At 51.2% G+C, this 24,833-nt stretch carries 27 protein-coding genes; 17 read left to right on the top strand and 10 right to left on the bottom strand.

Annotation, left to right across the window (positions count from 1 at the left end):
* Positions 1-70 precede the first annotated feature (70 nt).
* The 3 genes from ACJJIV_RS07545 to ACJJIV_RS07535 are packed head-to-tail and all read left to right on the top strand — an operon-like array spanning position 71 to position 3,452.
* The gene (locus ACJJIV_RS07545) at positions 71-1,033 is read left to right on the top strand and encodes a YbgA family protein (RefSeq protein WP_444891317.1); all 963 of its coding nucleotides are present in this window, start codon (positions 71-73) and stop codon (positions 1,031-1,033) included.
* Between the two features lie 8 nt (positions 1,034-1,041).
* Complete coding sequence (locus ACJJIV_RS07540) at positions 1,042-1,977, top strand: MerR family transcriptional regulator (RefSeq protein WP_444891316.1); 936 nt, start codon at positions 1,042-1,044, stop codon at positions 1,975-1,977.
* Positions 1,974-3,452 carry a cryptochrome/photolyase family protein gene (locus ACJJIV_RS07535; RefSeq protein ID WP_444891315.1) on the top strand — a complete coding sequence of 493 codons (1,479 nt, stop codon included), beginning with the start codon at positions 1,974-1,976 and terminating at the stop codon, positions 3,450-3,452. Before ACJJIV_RS07540 ends, ACJJIV_RS07535 begins: the two co-directional genes overlap by 4 nt.
* 130 nt (positions 3,453-3,582) lie before the next feature.
* Here the strand turns inward: ACJJIV_RS07535 and ACJJIV_RS07530 are convergent, their stop codons facing one another.
* Positions 3,583-3,780, bottom strand: coding sequence for a CPXCG motif-containing cysteine-rich protein (locus tag ACJJIV_RS07530; RefSeq protein WP_444891314.1), 198 nt, complete (start codon positions 3,778-3,780; stop codon positions 3,583-3,585).
* 325 nt (positions 3,781-4,105) lie between these two features.
* Here ACJJIV_RS07530 and ACJJIV_RS07525 point away from each other — a divergent pair, with 325 nt between their 5' ends.
* Entirely contained in the window at positions 4,106-4,546 is a 441-nt protein-coding gene (locus ACJJIV_RS07525; RefSeq protein WP_444891313.1) for a YqaA family protein, read from the top strand.
* Between the two features lie 152 nt (positions 4,547-4,698).
* On the opposite strand, the gene ACJJIV_RS07520 is transcribed toward ACJJIV_RS07525, so the two are convergent.
* The 4 genes from ACJJIV_RS07520 to ACJJIV_RS07505 are packed head-to-tail and all read right to left on the bottom strand — an operon-like array spanning position 4,699 to position 7,824.
* On the bottom strand, positions 4,699-5,025 hold the full coding sequence (locus ACJJIV_RS07520) for a hypothetical protein (RefSeq protein ID WP_444891312.1): 327 nt from the start codon (positions 5,023-5,025) through the stop codon (positions 4,699-4,701).
* 47 nt (positions 5,026-5,072) lie between these two features.
* Positions 5,073-6,005, bottom strand: coding sequence for a DUF4124 domain-containing protein (locus ACJJIV_RS07515; RefSeq protein ID WP_444891311.1), 933 nt, complete (start codon positions 6,003-6,005; stop codon positions 5,073-5,075).
* A gap of 59 nt (positions 6,006-6,064) precedes the next feature.
* On the bottom strand, positions 6,065-6,775 hold the full coding sequence (locus tag ACJJIV_RS07510) for an aspartate/glutamate racemase family protein (protein ID WP_444891310.1): 711 nt from the start codon (positions 6,773-6,775) through the stop codon (positions 6,065-6,067).
* 29 nt (positions 6,776-6,804) lie between these two features.
* Entirely contained in the window at positions 6,805-7,824 is a 1,020-nt protein-coding gene (locus ACJJIV_RS07505; protein ID WP_444891309.1) for a S41 family peptidase, read from the bottom strand.
* Between the two features lie 503 nt (positions 7,825-8,327).
* On the opposite strand from ACJJIV_RS07505, the gene ACJJIV_RS07500 reads away from it, so the two are divergent.
* From ACJJIV_RS07500 to ACJJIV_RS07485, 4 genes are all read left to right on the top strand, one after another.
* Positions 8,328-9,536, top strand: a complete 1,209-nt coding sequence (locus ACJJIV_RS07500) for a pyridoxal phosphate-dependent aminotransferase (RefSeq protein WP_444891308.1) — start codon at positions 8,328-8,330, stop codon at positions 9,534-9,536.
* A gap of 134 nt (positions 9,537-9,670) precedes the next feature.
* Positions 9,671-10,147: an Lrp/AsnC family transcriptional regulator gene (locus ACJJIV_RS07495; protein ID WP_226644702.1), complete on the top strand. Its 477-nt coding sequence runs from the start codon at positions 9,671-9,673 to the stop codon at positions 10,145-10,147.
* Positions 10,148-10,788: 641 nt separating this feature from the next.
* A complete protein-coding gene (locus tag ACJJIV_RS07490; RefSeq protein ID WP_444891307.1) occupies positions 10,789-11,193 on the top strand; it encodes a DUF4345 family protein in 405 nt (134 codons plus the stop codon).
* 142 nt (positions 11,194-11,335) lie between these two features.
* A complete protein-coding gene (locus tag ACJJIV_RS07485; RefSeq protein WP_252084612.1) occupies positions 11,336-12,289 on the top strand; it encodes an AEC family transporter in 954 nt (317 codons plus the stop codon).
* A gap of 18 nt (positions 12,290-12,307) precedes the next feature.
* Here the strand turns inward: ACJJIV_RS07485 and ACJJIV_RS07480 are convergent, their stop codons facing one another.
* From ACJJIV_RS07480 to ACJJIV_RS07460, 5 genes are all read right to left on the bottom strand, one after another.
* Entirely contained in the window at positions 12,308-13,150 is an 843-nt protein-coding gene (locus ACJJIV_RS07480) for a sterol desaturase family protein (protein ID WP_444891306.1), read from the bottom strand.
* A gap of 184 nt (positions 13,151-13,334) precedes the next feature.
* Positions 13,335-14,402 carry a helix-turn-helix transcriptional regulator gene (locus tag ACJJIV_RS07475; protein WP_444891305.1) on the bottom strand — a complete coding sequence of 356 codons (1,068 nt, stop codon included), beginning with the start codon at positions 14,400-14,402 and terminating at the stop codon, positions 13,335-13,337.
* 3 nt (positions 14,403-14,405) lie between these two features.
* Positions 14,406-14,948 (bottom strand): lytic transglycosylase domain-containing protein, encoded by a 543-nt coding sequence (locus tag ACJJIV_RS07470; protein ID WP_444891703.1) that lies wholly within the window; start codon positions 14,946-14,948, stop codon positions 14,406-14,408.
* A gap of 209 nt (positions 14,949-15,157) precedes the next feature.
* Positions 15,158-16,888 (bottom strand): proline--tRNA ligase, encoded by a 1,731-nt coding sequence (locus tag ACJJIV_RS07465; protein WP_444891304.1) that lies wholly within the window; start codon positions 16,886-16,888, stop codon positions 15,158-15,160.
* Positions 16,889-17,142: 254 nt separating this feature from the next.
* On the bottom strand, positions 17,143-17,550 hold the full coding sequence (locus ACJJIV_RS07460) for an HU family DNA-binding protein (protein ID WP_252084616.1): 408 nt from the start codon (positions 17,548-17,550) through the stop codon (positions 17,143-17,145).
* Between the two features lie 288 nt (positions 17,551-17,838).
* Between ACJJIV_RS07460 and ACJJIV_RS07455 the strand changes: the two genes are divergently transcribed.
* From ACJJIV_RS07455 to tolR, 9 genes are all read left to right on the top strand, one after another.
* Positions 17,839-18,105, top strand: coding sequence for an FmdB family zinc ribbon protein (locus ACJJIV_RS07455; protein WP_444891303.1), 267 nt, complete (start codon positions 17,839-17,841; stop codon positions 18,103-18,105).
* A gap of 77 nt (positions 18,106-18,182) precedes the next feature.
* The gene (aspS, locus tag ACJJIV_RS07450) at positions 18,183-19,961 is read left to right on the top strand and encodes an aspartate--tRNA ligase (RefSeq protein WP_444891302.1); all 1,779 of its coding nucleotides are present in this window, start codon (positions 18,183-18,185) and stop codon (positions 19,959-19,961) included.
* Positions 19,962-20,066: 105 nt separating this feature from the next.
* Positions 20,067-20,810 carry a YebC/PmpR family DNA-binding transcriptional regulator gene (locus tag ACJJIV_RS07445; RefSeq protein ID WP_252084619.1) on the top strand — a complete coding sequence of 248 codons (744 nt, stop codon included), beginning with the start codon at positions 20,067-20,069 and terminating at the stop codon, positions 20,808-20,810.
* A gap of 166 nt (positions 20,811-20,976) precedes the next feature.
* Complete coding sequence (ruvC, locus tag ACJJIV_RS07440) at positions 20,977-21,504, top strand: crossover junction endodeoxyribonuclease RuvC (protein WP_252084620.1); 528 nt, start codon at positions 20,977-20,979, stop codon at positions 21,502-21,504.
* 59 nt (positions 21,505-21,563) lie between these two features.
* Positions 21,564-22,175 carry a Holliday junction branch migration protein RuvA gene (gene ruvA, locus ACJJIV_RS07435; RefSeq protein WP_444891301.1) on the top strand — a complete coding sequence of 204 codons (612 nt, stop codon included), beginning with the start codon at positions 21,564-21,566 and terminating at the stop codon, positions 22,173-22,175.
* A 26-nt stretch (positions 22,176-22,201) separates the two neighbouring features.
* Positions 22,202-23,224 carry a Holliday junction branch migration DNA helicase RuvB gene (gene ruvB, locus ACJJIV_RS07430; RefSeq protein ID WP_252084622.1) on the top strand — a complete coding sequence of 341 codons (1,023 nt, stop codon included), beginning with the start codon at positions 22,202-22,204 and terminating at the stop codon, positions 23,222-23,224.
* A 55-nt stretch (positions 23,225-23,279) separates the two neighbouring features.
* Positions 23,280-23,684 carry a tol-pal system-associated acyl-CoA thioesterase gene (gene ybgC, locus ACJJIV_RS07425; RefSeq protein WP_444883810.1) on the top strand — a complete coding sequence of 135 codons (405 nt, stop codon included), beginning with the start codon at positions 23,280-23,282 and terminating at the stop codon, positions 23,682-23,684.
* Positions 23,685-23,688: 4 nt separating this feature from the next.
* Complete coding sequence (gene tolQ, locus ACJJIV_RS07420; RefSeq protein ID WP_444891300.1) at positions 23,689-24,378, top strand: protein TolQ; 690 nt, start codon at positions 23,689-23,691, stop codon at positions 24,376-24,378.
* Between the two features lie 20 nt (positions 24,379-24,398).
* A complete protein-coding gene (gene tolR / locus ACJJIV_RS07415) occupies positions 24,399-24,830 on the top strand; it encodes a protein TolR (RefSeq protein ID WP_444883811.1) in 432 nt (143 codons plus the stop codon).
* Positions 24,831-24,833 lie beyond the last annotated feature (3 nt).

The following is a 24,833-nucleotide window of genomic DNA, read 5'->3' as shown; positions in this document are numbered from 1 at the left end:
CTACCTCTTGTACAACTAGTTGTGAGAGTCTATAAAAGAAGAACGTGAACCGATTCTGTGCTGCAAAACTATGCATATTCAGCTCTTGTCTCAAAAAATTCCGGTGGGCATTAGCCGCTGTGCCGTGGGTGATCCGGTGCGTTACAACGGCAGCCACAAGCACAGTAAAGTCTGCACCCAACTGCTGGGCAATTGTTTTGAGTTGCAGGCTTACTGCCCGGAGGTTGCCATTGGCATGGGCGTGCCCAGACCGCCTATTCACCTTATTGTGAGTGACCGGTTGCGTGCGGTTGGCCGGGAAGACCCCAACTTAGATGTTACCGAGGCTCTAGAGGGCTACGCGGATACGATTGTCCCTGAAGTGGAGAATCTGCGTGGTTTTATTCTGATGCAGAAATCTCCCAGCTGCGGAGTGCGAACCACTCCCCACTATAAAGAAGATGGTACCGGGGTGCTGGCGCACGACTCCGGCTTATTCGTGGCACGCCTGCGCCAGCATTTTCCCCATTTGCCGATGGAAGAAGTGGGGCGGCTCAATGCCAGCGATTTGCGCGAGAATTTCCTCACCCGTGTTTTTGCTTACGACGCCTGGCATCGCTATGTGGCCACCGACCTGCGCCCAGCCAGGGTCATTGAATTTTACACCGCTTATAAATATCTACTGTTGGCGCACAGTCAGCCAATGACCCGTGCATTGGGTCAGTTTGTTTCTAACTCGCGCGCATTGCCGGTGGAGGAGTTTGCCTATGAGGTGAGAGGTAAAATAATGGAGATTCTCAGCCAGTTGGCCAGCCGAAAGGACCGCACTAACGCTCTGATGCACAGCCAGGGTCACCTGAAGAGCTACCTGAGCAAAGAGGAGAGAGCCGAACTGGCGCTACTTATTGACGAATATCGTCAGGGTAATAAGCCTCTGTCGGCAGTGCTTACCATGTTGCGCCATTATTTGCCGCGGACTCCTCACCAGTTTATCCACAGTCAGGTGTTGCTCGCCGCTGAGCCGGCAGAGCTGGGTTTGTGTGAATTTCGCTGAGAATTGTGATGGTTGAGATTGCCCCCCCTACTGAAGCCAGCTTACCTATTCGTGAGGTAGCGCGTCGTACCGGCGTGCACCCTGTCACCCTTCGGGCCTGGGAGCGGCGCTACGGCCTGTTAACACCGGCCAGAACCAGCAAGGGGCACCGACTTTATAGTGAAGAAGAGGTCAGGCGTATCGAAGAGGTACTGGCCTGCCTGGCCCGAGGTGTAGCTATTGGACAGGTGCGGGAATTATTGGCACGTGGTCCATCCTCCCTGTCAGCCAAAGAGAGAGAGGCAAACACTGCAGGTGGTTGGCGTGAGATGATCGATGAAGCCTTAAACTTGTCACAAAACTTTGACGAGCCAAAGCTTCGCAAGCAACTGGACCACTGGATTTCCACCTTACCGGCATCACTATTACTCGATCATTGGCTCAAGCCGCTGCATACCGAGTTGGCTAGGCTGAGGCGATCGGAAGCCGCGCAAGGTTTCTTTTGGCAGCTGGTTAATGAACAGTTGTTATTGGCCAACGGCATAGCTCGGAGAAATTTAAATAAAGATCGTTTGGCTTGCGAGAGTCGAGTCCTATTGCTGGATTTCCCCGGTGAAGATCAGCGGGCCTTTGTGCAATTATTTTGCGCCACACTTTTGGCTGCCGGTATTGGCGTAGTGGTTTTGGATTATCGGGCCGTTCTGCCGGGGCTTACTGAAAATATGAGAAAGCTGGATGTGCATGCGCTGCTCTGGTACAGCCATCGGGCACAGCCAAAACCCTTACTTGAGGAGGAATTACCACGCTCATTTCAGGAGCTAAGCAAGCCTCTAAGGCTTGTGGGGGATTTCGTAGAGTTACAGTCTGCCAGCTTGGATAACCTAAAGAAAATACCGACGGTATCAGTACTATCAGGCACTACAGACTTCGTGGTAACGCAACTGCGGGAGCAGCTGAAGCGATGAGCCGTCAAATATCAATACAGCGGGGCCTAGTCTGGTTCCGCAGCGATTTGCGTATACAGGATAATTCGGCGCTGTATCATGCCAGTACTCGATGCGAACAATTGGCCGCAATTTTTATCGCCTGTCCAGAAACCTGGAAAAACCACGATGAAGGCGATGCACTGGTTTCTTTTCGTATGGCCTGCTTGCAGAAACTCCAAGGGCAGTTGCAAACTTGCAATATTCCCCTGTACTTCCTCGAAGTCCCTGAGTTTTCTCTGGTTCCGGAGGCGCTGCAGCAAATTATTCAGCGTCTGAAAGTAGAGGCATTGTTTGCCAATGCTGAGTATCCTCTGAATGAGCTGCGTCGAGACAATACCGTTCGAGAAAAACTGCAGGAACACAATGTTTCGGTTGAATACTACAGTGACCGCACCTTATTACCGCCAGGAGCAGTGAGAACGGCGAGTGGTGATCCCTACAAAGTGTTTACCCCTTTCAAGCGTGCCCTAATCCAGTTATGTGCAGGGAGCCAGGTTAAGCCCTTGCCCACTCCCAGGAAAATACCACCTTCTGCCAATAGCGAACATTGGCCGAAGTGGTTCGCAGTGGATGTAAAAGGGAATCGAAAACTAACGCAGAAAATACCTAACCAGTTATTGGGCTGCTCGCTCAATATTGATGGATCAGGTAGGGTTAAAGGTTGGGAGAGTGGTGAGCAAGCTGCGCAAAAGCACTTGAAAGCTTTTGCCGAAATTATTGATCAATATCAGGCCGAACGAGATTTTCCAGCGAAAGATAGTACCTCCCGCCTATCCCCTTATTTAAATAGTGGAGCTATTTCTATTCGCCAGTGCGTCAAGATGGCCCTCAGCCAGAATAAAGGCCTTTGGCAGGGTGGAGATGAAGGGATTGCCTGCTGGATCAGCGAACTTATCTGGCGGGAATTCTATACACATTTACTGACTGATTTTCCCCGCTTGAGTATGGGAAGGCCATTTAAAGAGGAAACAGAACAAATTCCTTGGCGCTATGATGAAGGATTATTTTCCCTTTGGGCAAGTGGCGAAACCGGAGTGCCTATTGTCGATGCTGCAATGCGCCAGCTAAATGAAACCGGCTGGATGCACAACCGCTTACGAATGATTGTCGCCTCGTTCTTGAGTAAAAATATGCTGATCGACTGGCGTTGGGGTGAACGCTACTTTATGCAGCACTTGATTGATGGTGACTTTGCCTCAAACAATGGCGGCTGGCAATGGACCGCCTCAACCGGTACGGATGCAGCACCTTATTTCCGGGTATTTAACCCTTATAGCCAGTCGCAGAAGTTCGATCCTAACGGAGAGTTTATTCGACATTATGTCCCGGAAATTTCCTCACTAAGTAACAAGGAGATTCATGAGCCCCCAATGATTGAAGGGTATCCCCAAGTAATTTGTGATGTGAGTGCCGGGCGCAAGCGAGCGATAGAGGTATTTGCCAACCTTAAATAACCATGTCCAAAGCCAAGTTGGTAGAGAGAGATAAGTTTTGTAGAGCCTGAGGCTTATTTTTGGAGTGATAAATTGCTGAGCAGGTACTCTAGATAAATAGAAGAGAACTATGCCGACTATTTGATAGTATTCAAAACGACTCATCCTCCCTGTATACATTAATAGAAATAGAGCCCTCTAGGTCAGCGGTAACGTGAAAAACTATGGGTCTACAGCAGACCTGGCAGTCTTCTATATATTCTTGCGGAAGTACAGAGGTATCAATGAGTATACTAAAGTGTTCGCCACAGTAGGGGCACTGAATAGTTTCTTCTAGGATTGGGTTCATGCTGAAGTAAAGTCTATCTAGCTCGAGACTTTTGAATTTTAGGTTAAAGCCTACGTAAAATGCCAGAATGATTTTATTTCTAGTTGAATGTCTGGAGTGATATTTCTGGAATTCTATCTTTCTGTAATTCTTGCTAATAAGTTATCTAGGAAATTAGTAGTGTTGGGAAGTTGTGGTATGTGATTACTCGAGGGGAGTATATTTATTTTTTTGAGTATGGGTGTTGGCAGTTTTAGGGGTTAATGCAAAGGAGAGATGGTAATTTTATTTTTTTGCATAAATCCTATAGGTTTCTTATGGTTTTCCTGGAGGATGTTTTTGTTAAATGGGGAGTTTGGTCGAATTAGGCTTTGTCGGTCTTTTTGTTTCAGCATTTCTGGCGGCAACAATCTTGCCAGTAAGTTCGGAGGTTGTATTAATCACTCTGCTGATCAATGGTTTTTCGCCATTTGCATTGGTGACTGTTGCAACAATTGGTAATGTGGCTGGTTCATTGGTGAATTATGCTCTTGGCTATTGGGCAAGTTTGGGTATTATAAAAAAATGGTTGAGGATGTCAGAAAATGAATTTGTAAAGGCTGAGCAGCGCTTTAAAAAATATGGCCTGATTTCATTAGCTTTTGCTTGGGTTCCAGTTGTTGGAGATCCATTAACCGTTATGGCGGGGGTGTTAAGAATACGATTGTTATGGTTTTTGATTTTGGTGACGGCAGGTAAGCTTTTGCGCTATGTAGTTGTTAGTTATATGGTGTTGCAGGTTTCCTGAATTTAGGAGGCTTGGCTGTGTTGTTTGCTGAGCTATAAGCGAGTAAATTTCATATAAAATCCATGCGTGTTATATTCTGGCTATATGTACTAAATGGTCGGCCCTCATCAGTTGATGGGGTGCTGAGGGGAAGGCGCCCCCAGCTACTCAAGTCAGCTATTTAGAAAAGAGTCTTTTCCCCTGATTTGATAAAACAGTGAAGCCAGGCCAAAAATAAAGCCTATGGGCGAAGTTATTAGGCTGAGTAATGAAGCAATAATGCCGGGAATTTTATAAATTCTAGCCCCGCTTTTTATCTTTCCTCCTATGCTGATAAGTGCTACACACCAGCTTAAAAATAAAATAGCTGGGGCTGCTGTTTTGATAGTAAAGGCTGCCCCCTGACTGTATATATAAATGGCAGTTAATAATATGCCAAACAAAAGTGTTAGCCACCCATTGAATTGAAGGAGCTTGCCTGCGACTCTTAAGTCTTTCATAGTTTAAACAGAATATTTTTTTGTCTAAATTTTCTTAAATATTTGTTTTAAAAGTTGATATGTTTGTCAGTTTCCCCACTTAACCAATTTCTCCAGTTGATTTCCAGGCCTCTGATCCCGCCAATATAGTCTTTATCGACCAGATAATACGAGTGCGTACGATCACCACGCTCCAGCTTATGGACTAAACGAATTACAAAGCTTTTACCGACTGGTGTTGATAATAGAAAGTATAAAAATTGCCCGGCCTGTGCCTGTAAAGGCGCAGTCCCATTTCTTTGTGCATGTCGCCATCTTGTGTTAGGGAGTCTAAGGAATGTACTGATATCCATAAGCCTCTCATGGCGCTTGAGAGGATTTACCCATCTATAATTTTCCCAGTGACTAGTGATGCGCAGTTGTCCATTCACTTTAGTGAGGGTTTCCATCTGCTCGGCCAAACCTTCATTTAACCAGGATTGGGCGTAGGGAGTGACAGTATCGGTTATTGCATGACTAACCTCGTGTTTAATAGTGCGGAATGTTCTGGCTCTATCCTCTTGGATGTAAACAATAATTTGGTTATCTTGAGAGAAATATATCCCATAAGAGGCTGATGGTTCTTTTCCCATTCTCTTTCTTAGGTGTTCGTAGTAGGCCTTTTTATCTTTTAGAACCAAGACCTTAACGGGTACCGTTTTATAAAAGTCAAAAAACAGAACGCGATCGTAAAATTCATAGACGAGGTTGACGTCTGTAACAATCTTGTTTAATTCCTGATTGCTCAGGTTGGTGTCAATGGCTTCGACGGAAATATCATATCGAGACCAATTAGATTTATGCTTTCTAGGCTTAATAACTTCTTGCTTAACATGTTCTAGTTTCTTGTCACTGAAGTGAACTTGACCATTTTCATCGATCCATTTGTAGATATTGGCTGTTGCGTTAAGTGGAATTAGAGACAGAAGAGTAGCTAATACAGCTGGTAGGTGAGGAGTCACTGCTTGAAACTTTTAACTAATTGAGAATTGGTACTATGATTCTTTGACTGACACCTGACTCAAGAGGCTACAATCGCCTCTTTTATCGCGGCCTCAGCTAAAAGGCGGTTAGAGTTTAGCGTTGGTAACACAGAATTACTATCATCGATAATCAATGGTATTTCGGTGCAACCCAGGACAACTGCATCACATCCATCCTGTTTGAGGTTGTTAATAGTGTCTTGGAAGTATTGCACTGTTTCCTGTCGAAATACCCCAGTGACTAACTCGCCCATAATCAGCTGCCCGATCCTTTCAACAGCCTTCTTAGGCGGCCGTAACCAACCTATGTTTGCGGCCTCTAGTTTGGACGGATAAACGTCGCTCTCAACTAACCATCGAGTACCGAGTAGGCCTAGCTTTCTATAGCCTTTGATAGTGGCTTCAGCAATAACACTATCGGCAATATGTAGCCAGGGTAGGGGGGATCTCTCTATTACATAGTCAAAGGCTTGGTGAATAGTATTATCGGGGCAGATCAGAAAACAGGCCCCCTGAGGTTTGAGCTTGTCTGCGGAAGAGAGCATTAGATCGCCAACACTTTGAAGATCATTGGAATCTAAATATTCTACATATCGAGCCAGTGAATGAGTGTGCATGGATATCTCAGGGTGAGCATGTTCACCAAGATATTTACCACTCTCTGTGCAAATTGTTTTGTAGCACAGGGCTGCACCCTCAGAGGAGCAGCCAACAATACCAATATGTTTTGTCTGATTAAAATTCTTCATTCGAGGAAATCACTCAGGTTGAAGTTGATCTAGTTGCGTCTTTCTTTGTTAGTCAATACTTCTAATTGTTCACTAACTTCCTTGAGTTGTTGTGGATTGTTTGTTGTGTTTTGAATGATATGTAGAGACTTTTGGTAAGCAATATCAAAAGCCTCCTCTTTTGATGCGATAATATCTGGTAAAACACCGGAACCTTCCCAGTTGCTTTTGGTAATTGGATTTACGGCTTTTGCGATAGGAATTGATACCTTAAACTCCTTATCAAGGCTGAGAAACTGTATGGGATGGGCTCCACCTTTGGTGACTTCGCCAATAATTGTGGCTCGTTTAAGATGTTTTAGATAATAAGTAAATGCTTCCGCGGCCGAAAAGGTATCTTTACTGGTTAAGACGAAGACCGGAACTTTGGCTTTTCTTTTGCCATTGAGGGTTTCGAAAGTCCAGAATTCGGTGGTGCTATCTGTTGCTCTCCAGTAAATACTGTTCAGGTGGGTGGGCATCTCAAAAAGATAACTGCTAATTAGGCGGCCCATATTGCCATCACCACCGCCATTATTTCTAAGATCGAAGATGATGGCATCGGTATCTTCAATCAAGGTCATTACGGCTTCTAGGCGTTTCTTTGAGACTTCGTTGACATGATCAAAGCCCCAGAAATCGATATAGCCAATGTTACCTTCGAGTACTTCAACGCGCGTGAAACCAGAATTTTTCCTGGCCAGTTTACTGAACCAATCTTCTCGCTTCGGTTGTTTCTTCGGGATGTTTGGATCGTACCAACGCACACCAAAATGCTTATCGTGTTTTTCCAGTGCCTTAGTAAGTAGATTGGCTGTTTGTTTTGGAGTTTTAATTTTTTTTAGGGCCTCGGAGTGTGCAACTTTTTGCAAGCTTTCACGAATTGAGGGGATATTCTCCTGAAGTATATAGCGGTTGGAAATCTCAAGCTCAAGGGCATCGATGAGAGACTTTTTTTGCTCTGCTGAGAAGGTGGCGGAGAAGCCGTGCGATGAGATAAGCAAGAATACAACCGCTAGATATTTCTTCATTACAGTAACCCTCTGTTTTCGTTATTCCTTCGAAATCAATATATGGGCCTGGATTGCAGAAAAAAGAGGCCGCCAAAGATAATTTCTGGCACATTTGCCTCAGTTAAGTCGGTAGGGAGGGGTTGACTGGGGGCTTGGCTGTAAGTGACGGATGTATAACTCTTATCTTTTCTTCTGTTGTTGAAATGCGCCCAAGACTGGGCGCCATCTTTGGAGTCTGGATTCGTTTATAGAGCCAGTTTGGAGAATCTGTTTCTGTGTGTGATCGGAGGGAGCAGATGTACTGGCATCTGCCTGATAGGCTATTCGGTCGCCTGCGATAGATATTTTATGACCGCTTGATACCAAATAGTCTATCCCACCTTTATGCATAGACAATGTCTTCAGAATTTTCTGCGGTAATACACATAGAAACTCCTGAGTAATGCGAAATATGCGGCTATATAGCGGTATAGATTACTTTGATGGTTGCTACCTTAGCAGGCATAAATGGCAGATAAATAGTGAAAAACGTGACAGATTTTACCCCCCAATTCAGCCTTCAAAGCGAGGCTCTGAACTGTGAGGATTCCAATGTCTGGGCGGTCAGTGACCGGGCCCATGATCTTGCCGATAAGGGGGAGGATGTCATTTTCCTCTGTGTGGGGGACCCCAACTTCGATACCCCCGAGCCAATTCTGGATTTTGCCCGCGCTCGCCTGGGTGTCGGGCGGACTCATTACTCTCCCGCCGCCGGTGAGCCGGTGTTGCGCCGAGCTATCGCGGATATCGAGAGTAAGGTATCACCCCACCCCTGCAATCCCGATGATGTTGTGGTGTTTCCCGGCGGTACCAATGCTATCTACGCGGTACTTTCCTGCCTGTTGAACCCTGGTGAGGAGATTGTTATCCCAGAACCGATGTATATCGGTTATGTCCCCATTTGTGACAGTCTCAGGCTGTCTGTAAAGCGGGTAGCCTGCCCGGCGGAACAGAATTTTGCGTTCGATGTGGACTCGATCAAAGCGGCAGTCACTGAAGAGACCCGAGTGGTCATGATCAATACCCCGGTCAACCCCACCGGTGCAATGGCAACTCCCGAACAGTTGCGTGAACTGGCTGCCTTTTGCCGTGAGCGCAACATCTGGCTGGTGTCCGATGAAATGTACTCCATGATCACTTTTACCCGCCGCCATACCTCATTGCGCACAGCAGCAGAGTCTCTGGACAATATTGTGGTGATTGATGGTCTGTCTAAGTCTCATGCCATGAGTGGTTGGCGTCTGGGCTGGGCGGTAGCGCGCGGCCCCCTGGTGGAGCGCCTTGCGGCATTCGCCGGAGCCACTATCTTCGGCTGCCCACAGTTTATCCAGGAAGCTGCGGCTTTCGCCCTGGAGTTCGATACCTATTTCGTGAAACAGATGCGTGACGCCTATGAACGTCGCCGCAACTTGATCGTTGAGAGAATCGGCAAAATTCCGGGGCTTAGCTGTTACAGCCCGGATGCGGGTATGTTTGTGATGGTCAATGTTTCCGAGTTGGCCAGCTCTGGTCAGGTATTCGCCGAGGCCCTGCTAGAAGCCGAGCGGGTATCAGTATTGCCGGGTACACCTTTTGGTGAAAGTGCGGTGAATCATGTGCGTTTGACGCTAGCGGCCGATGACAGTGAGTTGTCACGCGCTCTGGACCGAATCGAGCGTTTTGTCACCTGCGCTAATCGCCAGGCTAGTTAACCCAAGTGGCGGTAGCCAGCTCTCAGCCTCTCTTGCCGGGGGCTGGCTTTTTCATCTCTGGAGGTTATAGAGTTTCAGCCTCCGGCGATTACCGCTATCCTTGCCCCCTTTCAGATTCAAAAGAAATCAGTTCCGTGAAAATTGACCGGCATAATTTGCGTATTTTGCAGGCTCTGCAAACTAACGCCCGTATTAGCAACCTGAATTTGAGTGAACAAATTGGCTTGTCGGAGAGCGCCTGCCTGGCCAGGGTGAAGCGCCTTACCAGTGAGCGTTATATCCGTGAGTTCCTTGCCGAAATCAATCTGGACAAGGTGCGCCACGCTGAGTTTTATGTGAATGTGGCCCTGAAGCGCCAGGATGCGCGCACCAGTGAAAACTTCCGGCGAATTATCAGTGATATCCCACAGATCGTTTCCTGCGTGAAGATGTCTGGTGAATTCGATTATATGCTGCGCTTTATTTGCCCTGATGCGGCAGACTTCAACCGGGTTTCCGAGCAGTTACTGGCCAATGAGGAGGCCGCTATCTCGCGTATGACTTCGCATTTGGTGATCGAGAAAACCAAGCCTTTTACCGGTTATCCACTGGAGCTTCTCTTCCAGGATTAGGAACAGGCCAGGCAGTGGGCAGGTTTAATGCCACTGCCTGCTCCTTATTTGTGGTGCGGCTTTCGTTTGCACTTCCTGACATGCTGGTCAAAAAATGATCCTTATTCTTCGACGATATCTACAGCGAATAGAGACTGTTGCCAGCTGGTTAAGAATCCTTTCTCTTGCTTTCCTTGCTGTTTATTCAATAGCTTGAAGCGCCCCAGCTCAAAGAGTTGAGCATGATTAATAGTTATCCAGCCTAGAGATTGCGGAGAGCTGCTCAGTCTGTGCCATGCGTATGACAATTTTGTTGCGGTAAACCCTGCCTTCTTGTACAAGCGTGTTAAATGTGGTGTCTCTAGTCGGCCAGATTAATTTCGGGCTGTCCCAGGTGGCGGGTGCCCATGTTGTTTTGAGTCGTTTTCTTCGGGGATTCTAATCGGTTGAATTAGCTGCCAGGCGAGTAGTCTGGCTTGATCCTGTGACGAATTTAAAGAACTTACCTCCCTTTTATGTCCATTTTGTGAGGTTGGTGATCCAATTGAAAGAGTGGCGGCTGTAACCTCATATATACTTTAGACAGGCTTCTGTGTAGCGACAGCGGTTGGAAAGCTGCTATCCAGAGGCTGGTAATCACCGCTGGTGCAGGGGAGTGGCAGTTGAAATATTTAGGGCGAGTCTACCTGACTCTCAATTTATTGGCTTTTGCGTCTATCGGTCTTGGGGCCCTGTTTAATCCGGAGTCGTTTGCCGCGGCTATTGGATTTACATTTACCTCACCTACCGCTGTGCCCGAATTTCTTGCAACTTACGCCGGCTTTATGTTGGCAATCGCCGTTCTCTTACTGATTGCATTGGCCATGCGCCCTCACCGCCGTGCCGCCTATGCTTCACTCTCAATCTCTTACATTGGATTCGCGGCTGGCCGTCTCTTTGGCATGTTTTCCAGCGGTAGCTTCGATGAACGCAATTTACTGTTCTTCGCCCTGGAAGTGATCATGGTAATTTGGGGACTCTACTGTTATCGGGAATCTCGTTGGCTTCCCCTGCAACACGGGCATTAATCCAAACCAGCTAAATACTGGGATCGCCCTTAGCTCTGTTCACCGGTGACTTTGGCCTGTGGGCAGTTCTTACTTTTCGCGTTAATACTGAGAGAAGTCTGGCCTGGTGTTTGCCGCATCCTGTCACTGATGGATATGAGTAATGTCTCAATTCCAAAGTTTGGTGGAAGCTCTGGTTATCCTGGTTGCGCTCTGTGCCTGCGCGATTTGGTTGCGAAGTCGCGGGGTGATTCTTAGAGAAGAGCAAGGAGTATTTGGGCGTCTGGCAACAGACTTTGCGCTGCCGGCAGTAATTTTACATAGCTTGATTAAAGTCCCTTTTTCTTCCCAGGCTCTTCTTCCCGCACTGGCCTTATTTGCTGTGAGTATTGCAATCATGGTGCCTGCGTGGGCAGTGGGTAAATTGATGGGGCTGGGGCGTAAGACCCTCGGCTCGATTGTGTTGGTTGCGGGTTTTGGCGGCTCTTCGACTTTAGGGTTATCGCTGATTCGTCGGATTTTTCACGATAACCCTCTGGTTATGAGAGACAGTGTTCTCATTGGTGAATATGGCGCACTTTTATCTGTATTTACTGTCGGTGTTGCTGTGGCCATTTATTTCGGCCGGGATGAGGGTGAGCAGGTCAATGTTTGGCAGGCCTGTAAGCCTTTCTTTGTATCACCAATTTTTATCACGATGGTTTTAGGCACAATTATTTCCCTATTTGGCCTGCCCCAGGGGAATGTTACTGTGCAGCTGCTGGAGGATATATTACGGATTTCCGGACAATCCTTGATAGTGCTGGTGGCATTTAGTATCGGTCTGGCCCTGCGCCCCATCGCTGTGCGCCAACTGGCGGGCCTGATCCTGGTGGTCGTCCTGTTAAAGCTGGTGGCAGAGCCTATGGTGGCATGGGCTCTGGCAATGCCAATTGAGTTACCGCACATCGAGCGGGAGCTATTGGTTTTACAGGCGGCAATGCCCTCTGGGGCGATCGCCGCCGTACTGGCGAAACGCTATGGATGCGATGGCGGCGTTGCATCCGCAATGGTGGTTGCCACCTCTTTTATCAGTTTGATAACACTGCCGTTGACTCTCTACTTTGAAAGCCAGTGATTGCACTGCAGCCATTGATCAGGCGGTTATTTTCCCAGAGTTGTCATCTGCGGAGTGCTGTTCCAGCGTGGTAGTTTCCACCTGCTGTCCGCCGTGTAGTTTACCGTCTATAGCCTGGCGGAAAACTTCTTTGTAGTCCTTGAATTCCGTGCCCATTAGGCGGTCCCACCAAGTGAAGTAAAAACCGTAATTGCCCTGAAAACGCTGGTGATGCAGGTCGTGATGAGTTGTGGTGGTCATATTATCCAGCACGCCATCGACCCAGCTGCGTGGGTGGAATTCGCGGCCTGTATGCAGCATGGCGTTGCGGAAAATCATTATGAAAAGGAAGCTAAGCCAGATACTTGGGTGCAGTGGTATCGTTAGGGCGATCAGTGGAGAGAAAAGTCCGTTGATAAATATTTCACCGATAGAGAAGCTGTAGGCAGTCCAGGGAGTTGGGGTTCGCGACATATGGTGCAACTTATGGAAGTGCTTAAACAGCTTTGGGTGGTGCATTGCCCGATGGGTCCAGTAGAAATAGGCATCATGCAGGAGAATTACCACAGGCAGGCTCAAGATGCTCCACCAGAGCGGGTAGTCACTCCAGTTCCAATACAGCTTGGCGATCCCCATATCCTGTAGCAAATTTATGCTGATGCCAAACAGGGTGAAAATACAAACGGTCAGCATGGAGTAGCTGACTTCCCGGCGAATATCCCCCCAGCTAGCACGCCGCTTCTGGATGCGGCGCCGGTTCATCCAGGCGCGAAACAGCCAGCTTGCGCAGATACTCATCACAGAAGCCGCCAACACATAGCGAAATAGGGTCAATTTAAAGTGGGTGGTTCCGTAATCAGCCACATCTGCGAAGAAATCCATCTTTTTCACCATCCTTTTTCATCGGCGTTGCTAAAGGGGCAGCTTGGATATTGAGGATCTTTTGGGATTCTAAGTGCTACCCACATGGGGAGCTTTTGCATCAGTGCTTGCAGTCTGGGGGGCTTTGCTGACTGAGGCTTACGGAAAATGAAAAAATGCTGACGAATTCCGAATTGCTGCCCTCTTAGGCGGGCAGCTTGTCGCGACGGTACTCGGTTGGGGTCTGGTTGTGACGACGCTTAAAAGCGGCATTAAACGGGCTGAGAGATCGGTAGCCGATATCCAGGGCGATGGTCAGCACTGGTAGATGCGCCTGTTCCGGATCGGCCAGGCGGGCGCTGGCCTCATCAATGCGAAATTGATTGAGATATTCGTTGAAGTTTCGATAGCCCAAGTGGCGGTTTATCAGTGCACGCAGCAGGTGCTCGCGGGTATCCAGTTGCTCCGCCAGTTCGCGAATAGTCAACCCGGTGTGTCGATAGCCTCCACTTTCCATATGCTTTTGCAATTTAGCCAATTGCATCTGCTGCTGCTCATCCAAGGTTGGTACAGGTGCTGGAGGTGGGGCTTCCTCTTCAGGGATATCTGTTGCTGGTTGTGGTAGAGAGTCGCCCAGGGCGCTGGGTGAGAGCGCAAGCAGCCATAAACAGGCTGCCAGGGACAGCAGGCTGGCGAGTAGGGCGTGAAGAGTTGGCACACCATTGGGGACAGGGCGGTAGGCAAACAATGATTCAGCACTGATAACGATCAGCATATAAGTGCCCACCGCAATCAACAGTATGGCGCGCAAGCGACGACGCTCCTCCACCAAATCTGAGTGAAATTGCCCGAGTAGGGTGAGCATGCCCAGGCCAATCAGGCCTAAGCGGGTAAATTGGGACAGATTAAAAAAAACCTCTTCGGCGCTATTGCCTAAAGGGATTGGCGAGTGACTAGCGGCGACACTAAAGGCAATGGAGAGGCCGATAGGCATCCAGCCCCAGCGGGGAAAGGGTTCTTCCTCGCGACAGAGCAAGTGGGTAAACAACCAGAAGGCGGCGGGCACCAGAATCACCGGCAGGTGAATCAGCAGCCCCATGAGCCCGACAAGGGGAGGGAGTGTCGGTAACAGTAAATAACAGATAACACCGATCAAAACCAAAATCAGCCAGCGGCCCGCCGCGAGACGTCGGTGATTGACGGAAACCTTGGTTGCGGCCAGTAAGAGTAAGGCGCAGGCCCCGCCGGAAAAAAATAAATAGCCTGAGGTCACGACTTATCTCCAGCGGTTGGCCCAGGCATCCAGCACCTTACTGCTATAGGTGTGGCGGCCATAGCTGCCGTTGTAGTAGGCGAGGGCGTTGGCCAGATTGCCCTTCGCTTTTTTGATGTAGTGCTTGAGGATGGTGCAGCCGTAACGCAGGTTGGTATCCATATCAATCAGGTTGTCACCGGGACGGCCAATCTCTTTTTTCCAAAATGGCATTACCTGCATCATGCCTTGCGCGCCTACCCGGGATACTGCGTAGGGGTTAAAGGCACTCTCGATCTGGATTACCGCCAGAACAATTTCCGGGCGTAAACCCGCTCGGGTTGCCTCGCGATGCACAGCCTTAAGAACGTGCATGCGCCTTTTAGGGTCTTTGATGTAGCGTGCTAAGGGCTGGGATTTTGACATCAGCCACACCTCCGCATCGAAGCGATCGACAAAGCTGTCTGCCTGAGTAATGGCCTCGCGCAGGGCGAGCCGCAACTCGGGGTCCACTTGCTTGGTGTTAGTCTGGGATATGGCACCGCAGCAGATAAGGCAGAACCCCATCGCGGTAATAGCTTTTCTTATCATGTTGGGAATTTTACGAGATCCAGAGAGATTGGGTAGCGCCTTTTATGGACCTTTTGCGCAAATTTGGACAGGGAGAGGCATTTGAATTGAATGGGGCTGTGAAATACCAACGGACTTAAAGTGCTGTGTTGGTATTTCACGGAGGTATTTTGAGATAGATAAAGAAAATCTATCTCATCATCAGATTAGCGCAGGCCGAATTTCTCCAGCAGTACTTCCTCCAGCTGGGATACCGCAAACTCCTGGCTCTCAGCATCGGCGCGGCCCTTGTATTCCACAATGCCTTTCTCCAGGCCGCGGTCGCCGATAACGATGCGGTGGGGGATACCAATCAATTCGACATCTGCGAGCATGCCACCCAAGCGAGCCTTGGGCTCATCCATTAGCAGTACATCCACGCCTTTGCTGCGCAGGGATTCATACAGGTGCTCACACTTTTCCCGTACCACATCGCTCTTGTGCATATTGATGGGCACAATTGCCAACTGGAACGGCGCTATGGCGTCTGGCCAGATAATGCCGGAGTCATCGTGGTTTTGCTCAATAGCGGCGGCGACAATCCGGGATACTCCAATGCCGTAACAGCCCATGGACATGACCTGCTCCTTGCCGTTCTCATCGAGTACGGTGGCGTTCATGGCGCGGCTGTATTTGTCACCCAGCTGGAATATATGGCCGACTTCGATTCCGCGTTTGATTTCCAGGGTGCCCTGGCCGTCGGGGCTGGCGTCACCGGCAACGACATTGCGCAGGTCTTCAATGCGGCCGAGTTCCACGTCGCGGCCCCAGCTCACGCCGGTGAAGTGGTAATCGTCGCGGTTGGCGCCACAGATAAAGTCCGCCAGGTGTGCCGCAGCTCGGTCCACAATAGTTTCGAGCTTCATGCCGACAGGTCCTAAAGAGCCGATATTGCAGCCCAGTTCATCGGCAATACGTTGCTCCGGGGCGAACTGCAATGGGCTGGCGATGCCGGCCAATTTTTCTGCTTTCAGTTCGTTCAGTTCATGGTCGCCGCGCAGCACCAGCGCAACCAGGGGCGCGGTTTCACCCTCTTCGCATTCACCCAACACGATCAGGGTTTTTACCGAATGGGTGGGGTCGCTGTTCAGGAATTCGCTGACATCGGCGATGGTTTTTTGCCCTGGCGTGTGTACTTCCTGCATTTCCTGGCTCGGTGCGGCGCGCTCGCCAGCAGGGGCCAAAGCTTCGGCCAGCTCAACATTGGCGGCGTAGCGGGATTCGGTGGAGAAAGCGATATCATCTTCACCGCTCTGTGCCAGAACGTGGAACTCATGGGAGCTGGAGCCGCCGATAGAGCCGGTATCCGCCAGCACCGGGCGGTAGTCCAGGCCAATACGATCAAAAATGCGGCAGTAGGCGCCGTGCATAATGTCGTAAGTCTCCTGCAGGGAATCCGCATCAATGTGGAAGGAGTAGGCATCCTTCATGGTGAATTCACGCGCGCGCATCACACCAAAACGCGGGCGAATTTCATCGCGGAATTTTGTCTGTACCTGGTAGAAATTGGCAGGCAGCTGCTTGTAGCTTTTGATCTCATTGCGGATCAGGTCGGTAATAACTTCCTCGTGGGTTGGGCCCAGGCAGAAGTCATTGGAGTGGCGATCCTGGATACGCAGTAACTCCGGGCCGTACTGCTGCCAGCGGCCGGACTCCTCCCACAGCTCCGCCGGCTGCACTACCGGCATCAATACTTCCAGGGAACCGGCACTGTTCATCTCTTCACGCACAATACGCTCTACTTTGCGCAGTACGCGCAGGCCGGTGGGCAGCCAGGTGTAGAGGCCGGAGGAGAGACGGCGGATCATACCGGCGCGCAGCATCAGCTGATGGCTGATTACTACCGCGTCGTTGGGCGTTTCTTTCTGGGTGGCGATAAGGTAACGGGATGCGCGCATAGGAATAAACTGGGTTCAATTATCGGTAAGCTGGTTATTTTACGCTATTCATCAGCTAATAAATATTGCCGGATAGACTCCCGTATGGGATCGATTATTTTTTATGGAAGCTACACCCTGCTGATATTGATAAGGGCGTGGTAAAAAGGGTAATTGGTGTAGCTAAGAATGGGGCTATGGCCAATCTTTAGATGGTATATAGGGGCATAAAAAAACCCCGCAGTTGCGGGGTTTAGTGCCTGAGGCTGGGAGTCTTAGGACTCAGCCATTTCCTTCAGCTTCTTCAGCGGGCGAACTTTTACCTGGATGCTTGCAGGCTTGGCCTTGAAGACAGTCTCTTCACCAGTGAAGGGGTTGATACCTTTACGGGCTTTTTTGGCTGGCTTCTTCACAGTGGTGATTTTCATCAGGCCCGGCAGGGAGAATTCGCCAACAGCGCGCTTCTTGATGTGGCCTTCAATAATATCGCTCAGCTCGTCCAGAACAGACTGTACCTGCTTGCGGGACAGTTCAGTATTTTCTGCGATCTGGTTCAGCACCTGGGTTTTGGTGAACTTCTCTTTGATCGCTTTTACTTTCTTAACTGGAGCGGCAGCGGCTTTCTTGGCTGGAGCCTTTTTGGCAGCAGTGGTTTTGCTGGCAGCTTTCTTGGCGATTGCCATAGCTTACTTCCTTCTTTGTTGTTCGGTGTATATCCGGTAAAAGTGTGTTCGGTCTCCCGCTGCGCTGCATCCACAAAACGGCGTCTCAGCGGGTGATGGTGGGAAGTATATATAGTTTTTGTTTGGCCGCACGGGAAAATACTAGAAAAATAGTGCTTTTTCCTTATTTTGTACCTGTTTTGAGATCCCAAACCCCTTCTACAAAGGCCAAAAGGGGGTGCCTGCTTCTTCCCTCTGGGGGGCTCATGTATACTCTGTCCCCCTTTTTCCAGCATCGGGTACCGAGTAATGCCGATCTATGAATACCAGTGCAATGCCTGCGGCCACGAGATGGAGGCCTTGCAGCGCATGAGCGACACCCCCCTCAAAGACTGTCCTGCCTGTGACAAGGCCGAGTTGCACAAGAAGATTTCAGCAGCGGGATTTCGCCTCAAGGGCGGCGGCTGGTACGAGACAGATTTTAAGACCGGCAGTAAGAAAAATTTGGCCGGTGATGCTGCCAATGGCAGTAAAGCTAAAAGTGGCCAGCCGGCAAAAACGGCGAAGACGGCTTAAACCCGCTGTGCGGAGCCGCTTGTGCGGTGTACTCTCTATTTAACCTTTTTACCTATCGATAACGGGAATTTTCATCCATGCGCAGCGACTACTGTGGCGTCCTTCGTTCCGCGGACATAGACCGTGTAGTAACCCTCTGTGGCTGGGTCGACCGCCGCCGCGATCACGGCGGTGTAATCTTTATCGACCTGCGCGACCGCGAGGGAATTGTTCAGGTGGTATTCGACCCGGATGCGGCCGAGCATTTCGAAATGGCCGATCGCGTGCGCAGCGAATATGTTCTCAAGGTCACCGGCCGTGTGCGCGCCCGCGCGCCCGAAGCCCTTAATCCGAATATGGTGACCGGTGAAGTTGAGGTTTACGGCACTGAGCTGGAAATTCTCAACACGGCAGAGACGGTGCCTTTCCAGCTGGATGAGCACACTGCTGTGGGTGAAGACGTGCGCCTCAAGTACCGCTACCTGGACCTGCGTCGCAACGAAATGCAGAACAACCTGTATTTCCGCTCCAAACTCACCACGGCCATTCGCAATTATCTGGATGAGCACGGTTTCCTCGATATCGAAACCCCGATCCTGACCCGCGCCACCCCCGAAGGCGCGCGCGATTACCTGGTGCCGAGCCGCACCCACGATGGCAAATTCTTCGCCCTGCCGCAGTCTCCGCAGCTGTTTAAACAGTTGTTGATGGTGTCCGGCTTTGATCGTTATTACCAGATTGCCAAGTGTTTCCGCGATGAAGACCTGCGCGCCGATCGCCAGCCGGAATTCACTCAGATCGATATCGAGACTTCTTTCCTCGACGAAGAAGAGATTATGTCGATCACTGAGGGCATGGTGCGCAAGCTGTTCAAGGAATTGAAAGGCATTGAGTTGGGTGAATTCCCGCGTATGTCCCATTACCAGGCGATGTTGCGCTACGGCTCTGACAAGCCGGATCTGCGTATTCCGCTGGAAATGGTAGAGATCAAAGACCTGATGACCGAAGTGGACTTCAAGGTGTTCTCTGGACCGGCCAATGATCCCAAAGGTCGCGTAGCGGCTATTAAGGTGAGCGGTGGCTGCGACAAGCTGACCCGCAAGCAGATCGATGACTACGGCAAGTTTGTGGGTATCTACGGTGCCAAGGGTCTGGCCTATGTGAAGGTGAATGACCGCTCCGACCTGGAGAATGGCCTGCAGTCGCCGATCGTAAAATTCCTGCCCATTGAGACTCGAGCTGCCATTCTTGATCGGCTTGAGGCTGAGAGCGGCGATATTATTTTCTTCGGCGCGGATACTGCCAAAGTGGTCTCCGAAGCGCTGGGTGCGCTGCGCTGCAAACTGGGTGAAGACCTCAATCTCTACACCAGTGAGTGGGCGCCCCTGTGGGTAGTGGCCTTCCCGATGTTCGAGGAAAATGAAGACGGCAGCCTCACCGCGTTGCACCATCCGTTTACTGCACCTTCCTGTAGCCCCGAAGAATTAGAGCAGAACCCACTGGGGGCGCTGTCGCGCGCCTACGATATGGTGCTGAATGGTACCGAGCTGGGTGGCGGTTCTGTGCGTATCCACGACCAGGCCATGCAGCAGGCGGTGTTCCGTATTCTCGGTATCGATGCGGAAGAGCAGCGCGAGAAATTTGGCTTCCTGCTGGATGCTCTCAAGTATGGTGCGCCGCCCCATGGAGGCCTGGCCTTTGGTCTGGACCGCTTGGTAATGTTGATGACAGGCAGCGATTCTATTCGCGATGTGATTGCCTTCCCCAAAACCCAGAGTGCCGCCTGTGTCATGACGGATGCTCCGGGCACGGTGGATGCCAAGCAGTTGCGCGAGCTGAATATTCGCCTGCGCCAGAAAGAAGAAAAAATCAGCTGATTTTCCCCCGACGGGCCGGGCGAAGCGGGCCTGTCAAATCGTGGTGATGGGCATTTCGCTTCGCTTATTGGCCCATCCCTCGCACAGATTGAAGAGAGACGGAACATGGCCGGACATAGTAAATGGGCCAATATCAAGCACCGTAAAGCGGCTCAGGATGCCAAGCGCGGCAAGATCTTTACCAAGATCATTCGTGAGCTGACCGTAGCGGCCAAGGCGGGCCCCAACCCCGACGATAATCCGACATTGCGCGCGACTATCGACAAGGCTCTGGGCGCGAATATGAAGCGCGACACCATCGATAAAGCTATTGCCCGCGGCGCCGGCAATGCGGAGGGTGATAACTATGAAGCTGTGGTTTATGAAGGTTACGGTGTCGGCGGTGTCGCAGTACTGGTGGAGTGTCTGACCGACAACCGCAACCGTACAGTGGCCGAGGTTCGCCACGCTTTCTCCAAGCGCGGCGGCAACCTGGGTACCGATGGCTCCGTAAGCTATCTGTTCACCCGCAAAGGCCAGATGTTTTACGACATTGGCGTGGATGAAGACGCGCTGATGGAAGCGGCCCTGGAAGCGGGTGCTGAGGATATCGAAACCAACGATGATGGCAGCGTTGAGGTGACCACTGAATTCCAGGATTACCTCACGGTGAAAGATGCGCTGGTAGCCGCAGGCTTCACGCCGGACAGCGCTGAAATCGCCATGATTCCGTCCACCACTATCCCGTTGGATAAAGAGGGGGCAGAGAAGGTGTTGGCCCTGATCGAGATGCTGGAAGATCTCGACGATGTGCAAAATGTTTACACTAACGCGGATATTCCAGCAGAGGTGATGGAGGAGCTGGGCTGAGTCCCAGTTCAGACCGGGGCGGGCAAGGTTAGCCCCGGTTTACCCTCATATCGCTTTAGCAGATAGCCACTTTTTCTATGCTGTCTGCGATCTTCCTTGACGCCTCGCTCCCACCTTGGGACACTCCCGCCACTATATAAACATACAGATATTTGGGGAACACCTCTTGACCCGAATCCTGGGTATTGACCCCGGCTCGCGTAAAACCGGCTATGGAATTATCGATGTAGAACGGGGTAAGGCCCGCTATGTGGCCAGTGGGGTAATTCGTATTCCCGAAGGCCCCCTACCTGAGCGCCTAAAGCTGATTTTCGACGCGGTTTCTCAGATTGCCCAGCAATACCAACCGGCGCAGATGGCAATTGAAAATGTATTTATGTCTAAGAGTGCGGGCTCAGCCCTGAAACTGGGCCAGGCGCGCGGTGCAGCCATAGTGGCCGGGGCCAATAGTGGTCTCGCCGTGGCTGAGTATGAGGCGCGCAAGGTCAAGCAGGCGGTGGTGGGCAGTGGTGCAGCCGACAAGCTGCAGGTGCAGCACATGGTCAAAACCTTGCTGTCACTACCGGGGACTCCCCAAGAGGATGCCGCCGATGCACTCGCCGTGGCTCTCTGCCATATGCACACGGAGCAGACTCTGCTATTTACCGCCGGCGGAGCGCGCAGCCGCTTTCGCCGCGGTCGCCTCAGCGTTTAGAAAACTCTGCAGAACTTGGCCCTCATTGTGGGCAGCGATAGATAAACCTGGAACAACACATGATTGGAAGACTGAGTGGCACTCTGGCCGCGGTACAGCCCCCTTTGTTACTGATTGATGTGCAAGGGGTGGGCTACGAAGTGCTCGCGCCTATGACCACAATTTTTGAATTGCCCGCCCTGGGACAGCCGGTTCGAGTACACACGCACTTGGCGGTTTCCGAAACGGCCCAGCAACTCTACGGCTTTATCCGCGACGCCGATCGCAAACTGTTCAGAACCTTGATTAAGGTCAGTGGTGTGGGCCCCAAGATGGCCCTGGCGATTTTATCCGGTCTCGATGGTGCGGCTTTGGCACGCTGTGTGGCTGAGGATAATGTTGCGGCACTGGTAAAGGTACCAGGCGTTGGCAAGAAGACGGCCGAGCGTTTGATTGTAGAGCTGCGCGATAAGTTGACCCCGGATTTCGGTGATTCCAACGATATTCCATTGATGGCGGCAGCCACAGCACCCAAGGTAGATCATACCGGCGAGGCGGAGAGCGCCCTGGTGGCCCTGGGTTACAAGCCCACTGAGGCCAGCAAAATGGTGGCCCGCGCGAGCAAGGAGCAGCCGGAAGCCGACAGTGCCACCCTTATCCGCCTGGCCCTAAAGGGCATGGCACCCGCCTAAACCGGGAGGCTTGGAGTGTTATTGCGATGATTGAAGCCGATCGTTTAGTAGCCCCAGAACCTGCGGGGCCCTCTGGGCAGGAAGAGCAGTACGACCGCGCTGTGCGCCCCAAAGCGCTGGCCGACTATGTGGGTCAGCCAGTGGTGCGCGAGCAGATGGAGATCTTTATTCAGGCGGCCAAATTGCGCAAAGAGGCCCTGGATCACACTTTAGTGTTCGGTCCTCCAGGTCTGGGTAAAACCACTCTGGCCAATATTATTGCCGCAGAGATGGGTGTTGCGATCAAGACTACCTCGGGGCCAGTGCTGGAGAAGGCCGGTGATCTAGCCGCGCTAATGACGAATTTGGAACCTGGGGACGTACTGTTTATCGACGAGATTCACAGGCTCAGCCCCCATGTAGAAGAGGTTTTGTATCCGGCCATGGAGGATTACCAGCTGGATATTATGATCGGCGAGGGGCCGGCGGCGCGTTCAATCAAGTTGGATCTGCCACCCTTTACTTTGGTGGGGGCCACTACCAGAGCGGGCCTGCTCACCTCGCCCCTGCGCGATCGATTCGGCATAGTGCAGCGGCTGGAATTCTACAACGTGCAAGACCTCACCAGTATCGTGCGTCGCTCCGCTAGGTTGATGGGGGTTGAGATGGATGAAGGCGGAGCCTTACAAGTGGCGCGTCGCGCCCGCGGTACCCCGAGGATTGCCAATCGCCTGCTGCGCCGTGTGCGCGATTACGCAGATGTTAAGGGCGATGGTGCGGTGGATGCTGATATCGCCGATGCCGCTTTGAATATGCTCAATGTGGATGCAAAAGGCTTTGACTCTCTGGATCGACGTATGCTGTTGGCGATGATCGAGAAATTTGATGGTGGTCCAGTGGGGGTGGATAGTCTCGCCGCTGCTGTGAGCGAAGAGCGGGATACTCTGGAAGATGTATTGGAGCCCTACCTGATCCAGCAGGGCTATATTGCCCGGACACCCCGTGGGCGAGTAGTTACCGGGCTCGCCTATGAACATTTTGGCCTGCCTAAGCCGGATAAGGTCAGTTGATGATTCAGCACCTGGTACTTTTGGGTTGGGTGGCTGTGGAAGTGAGGGATATTCAATGAAGGAAGAGTTCGGTATTCCTGTAAGGGTTTATATCGAAGATACCGATGCGGCCGGCATCGTGTATTACGTGAATTATTTGAAGTATATGGAGCGCGCGCGCACAGAACTGTTGCGCTCCCTCGGGTATGATAAGCCGGCGATGCCGCAGGAAGGTGTACTGTTGGTGGTACATTCCGCCGAGGTCCAGTACCGTCGTTCCGCCAGGCTCGATGATGCGTTGCGCGCCACGGCGGCGATTGGCAAACTGGGGCGTGCCGCAGTGACTTTTGAGCAAAAAATTTGGCGCGGCGATGAGCTAATTTGCGAAGGCGTGGTCAAAGTGGCCTGTGTCGCTGACGACAGCCGCAGGCCCTGTGCCCTGCCGGAACCTATTTATTCAGCATTAAAGGCAGTTATTTAAGAAGATGAACGCCGGTGAACAACTTTCTCTTTGGGGGCTAATTCAGAATGCCAGCCTGTTGGTACAGCTCGTCATGTTGCTGCTGTTACTGGCTTCTGTGGTGTCCTGGGTCATGATTATCCAGCGCGGGCTCTACTTATCCCAGGCCAAACGCGCGCTCAATAATTTTGAACGTCGTTTCTGGTCCGGTGCAGATCTGAACAAACTTTTTCGCGAGGGCAACGAGCGCGCCGAAAAAGGAAAGACCGATGGGGTCGAATCCCTGTTTCGCGCTGGCTTTACTGAGTTTACCCGCCTGCGCCAGCAGGGCAGTGGTGGCCCGGAAGCGGTTATGGAAGGTACCGAGCGCGCCATGCGCGTGGCCATGTCCCGGGAACAGGAAAAGGTAGAGATGAACCTGCCGTTTCTGGCGACTGTAGGCTCCGTTAGCCCCTATATCGGCCTGTTCGGCACCGTTTGGGGGATTATGAACTCCTTCCGTGGTCTCGCCACTATGCACCAAGCCACCATTGCCACTGTAGCCCCGGGTATCAGTGAGGCATTGGTGGCAACGGCCATGGGTTTGTTCGCTGCGATTCCCGCGGTAATGGCCTACAACCGTTACTCGGCCAAGGCGGAGTGGCTGTTGTCCAGCTACGAAACTTTCGCCGAGGAGTTTTCCTCTATCCTGCACCGCAAAGTGCACTCCGGCTGAGTAGTGAGTAGGCGAACCCTATGAGTGTGTTTCGCAAGGGAACCAAGAAAAAGCTGGTCTCCGAGATCAATGTGGTGCCCTACATCGATGTGATGCTGGTGCTGTTGATTGTCTTTATGGTCACGGCACCATTGTTGATGCAAGGGGTCAAAGTGGACCTGCCAAATGCGCCCTCGGCGCCGATGGAGGACACTGATGAGGAGCCTTTGATTATTTCGGTGCGTGCCGATGGCACCTATTACCTAAATCTGGGTACCGATGAGCAGGAGGCCAAGTCTCTCACTGAGATCAAGGAGACGGTGGCCAAGGTGTTGCGGCAAAAGCCGAAAACCCCGGTGCTGGTGTGGGGCGATAGCGAGGCCCGCTATGGCTTGATCGTCAATGCCATGACCGAGCTGCAGCAGGCGGGTGCACCGAGTGTCGGCCTGGTGACAGAGCCACCGCAGGGGTAGGGT

The sequence above is a fragment of the Microbulbifer mixtoriginis (SeqCode) genome, from assembly GCF_052466765.1.
This window is presented reverse-complemented; position numbering and strand designations above follow the sequence as displayed.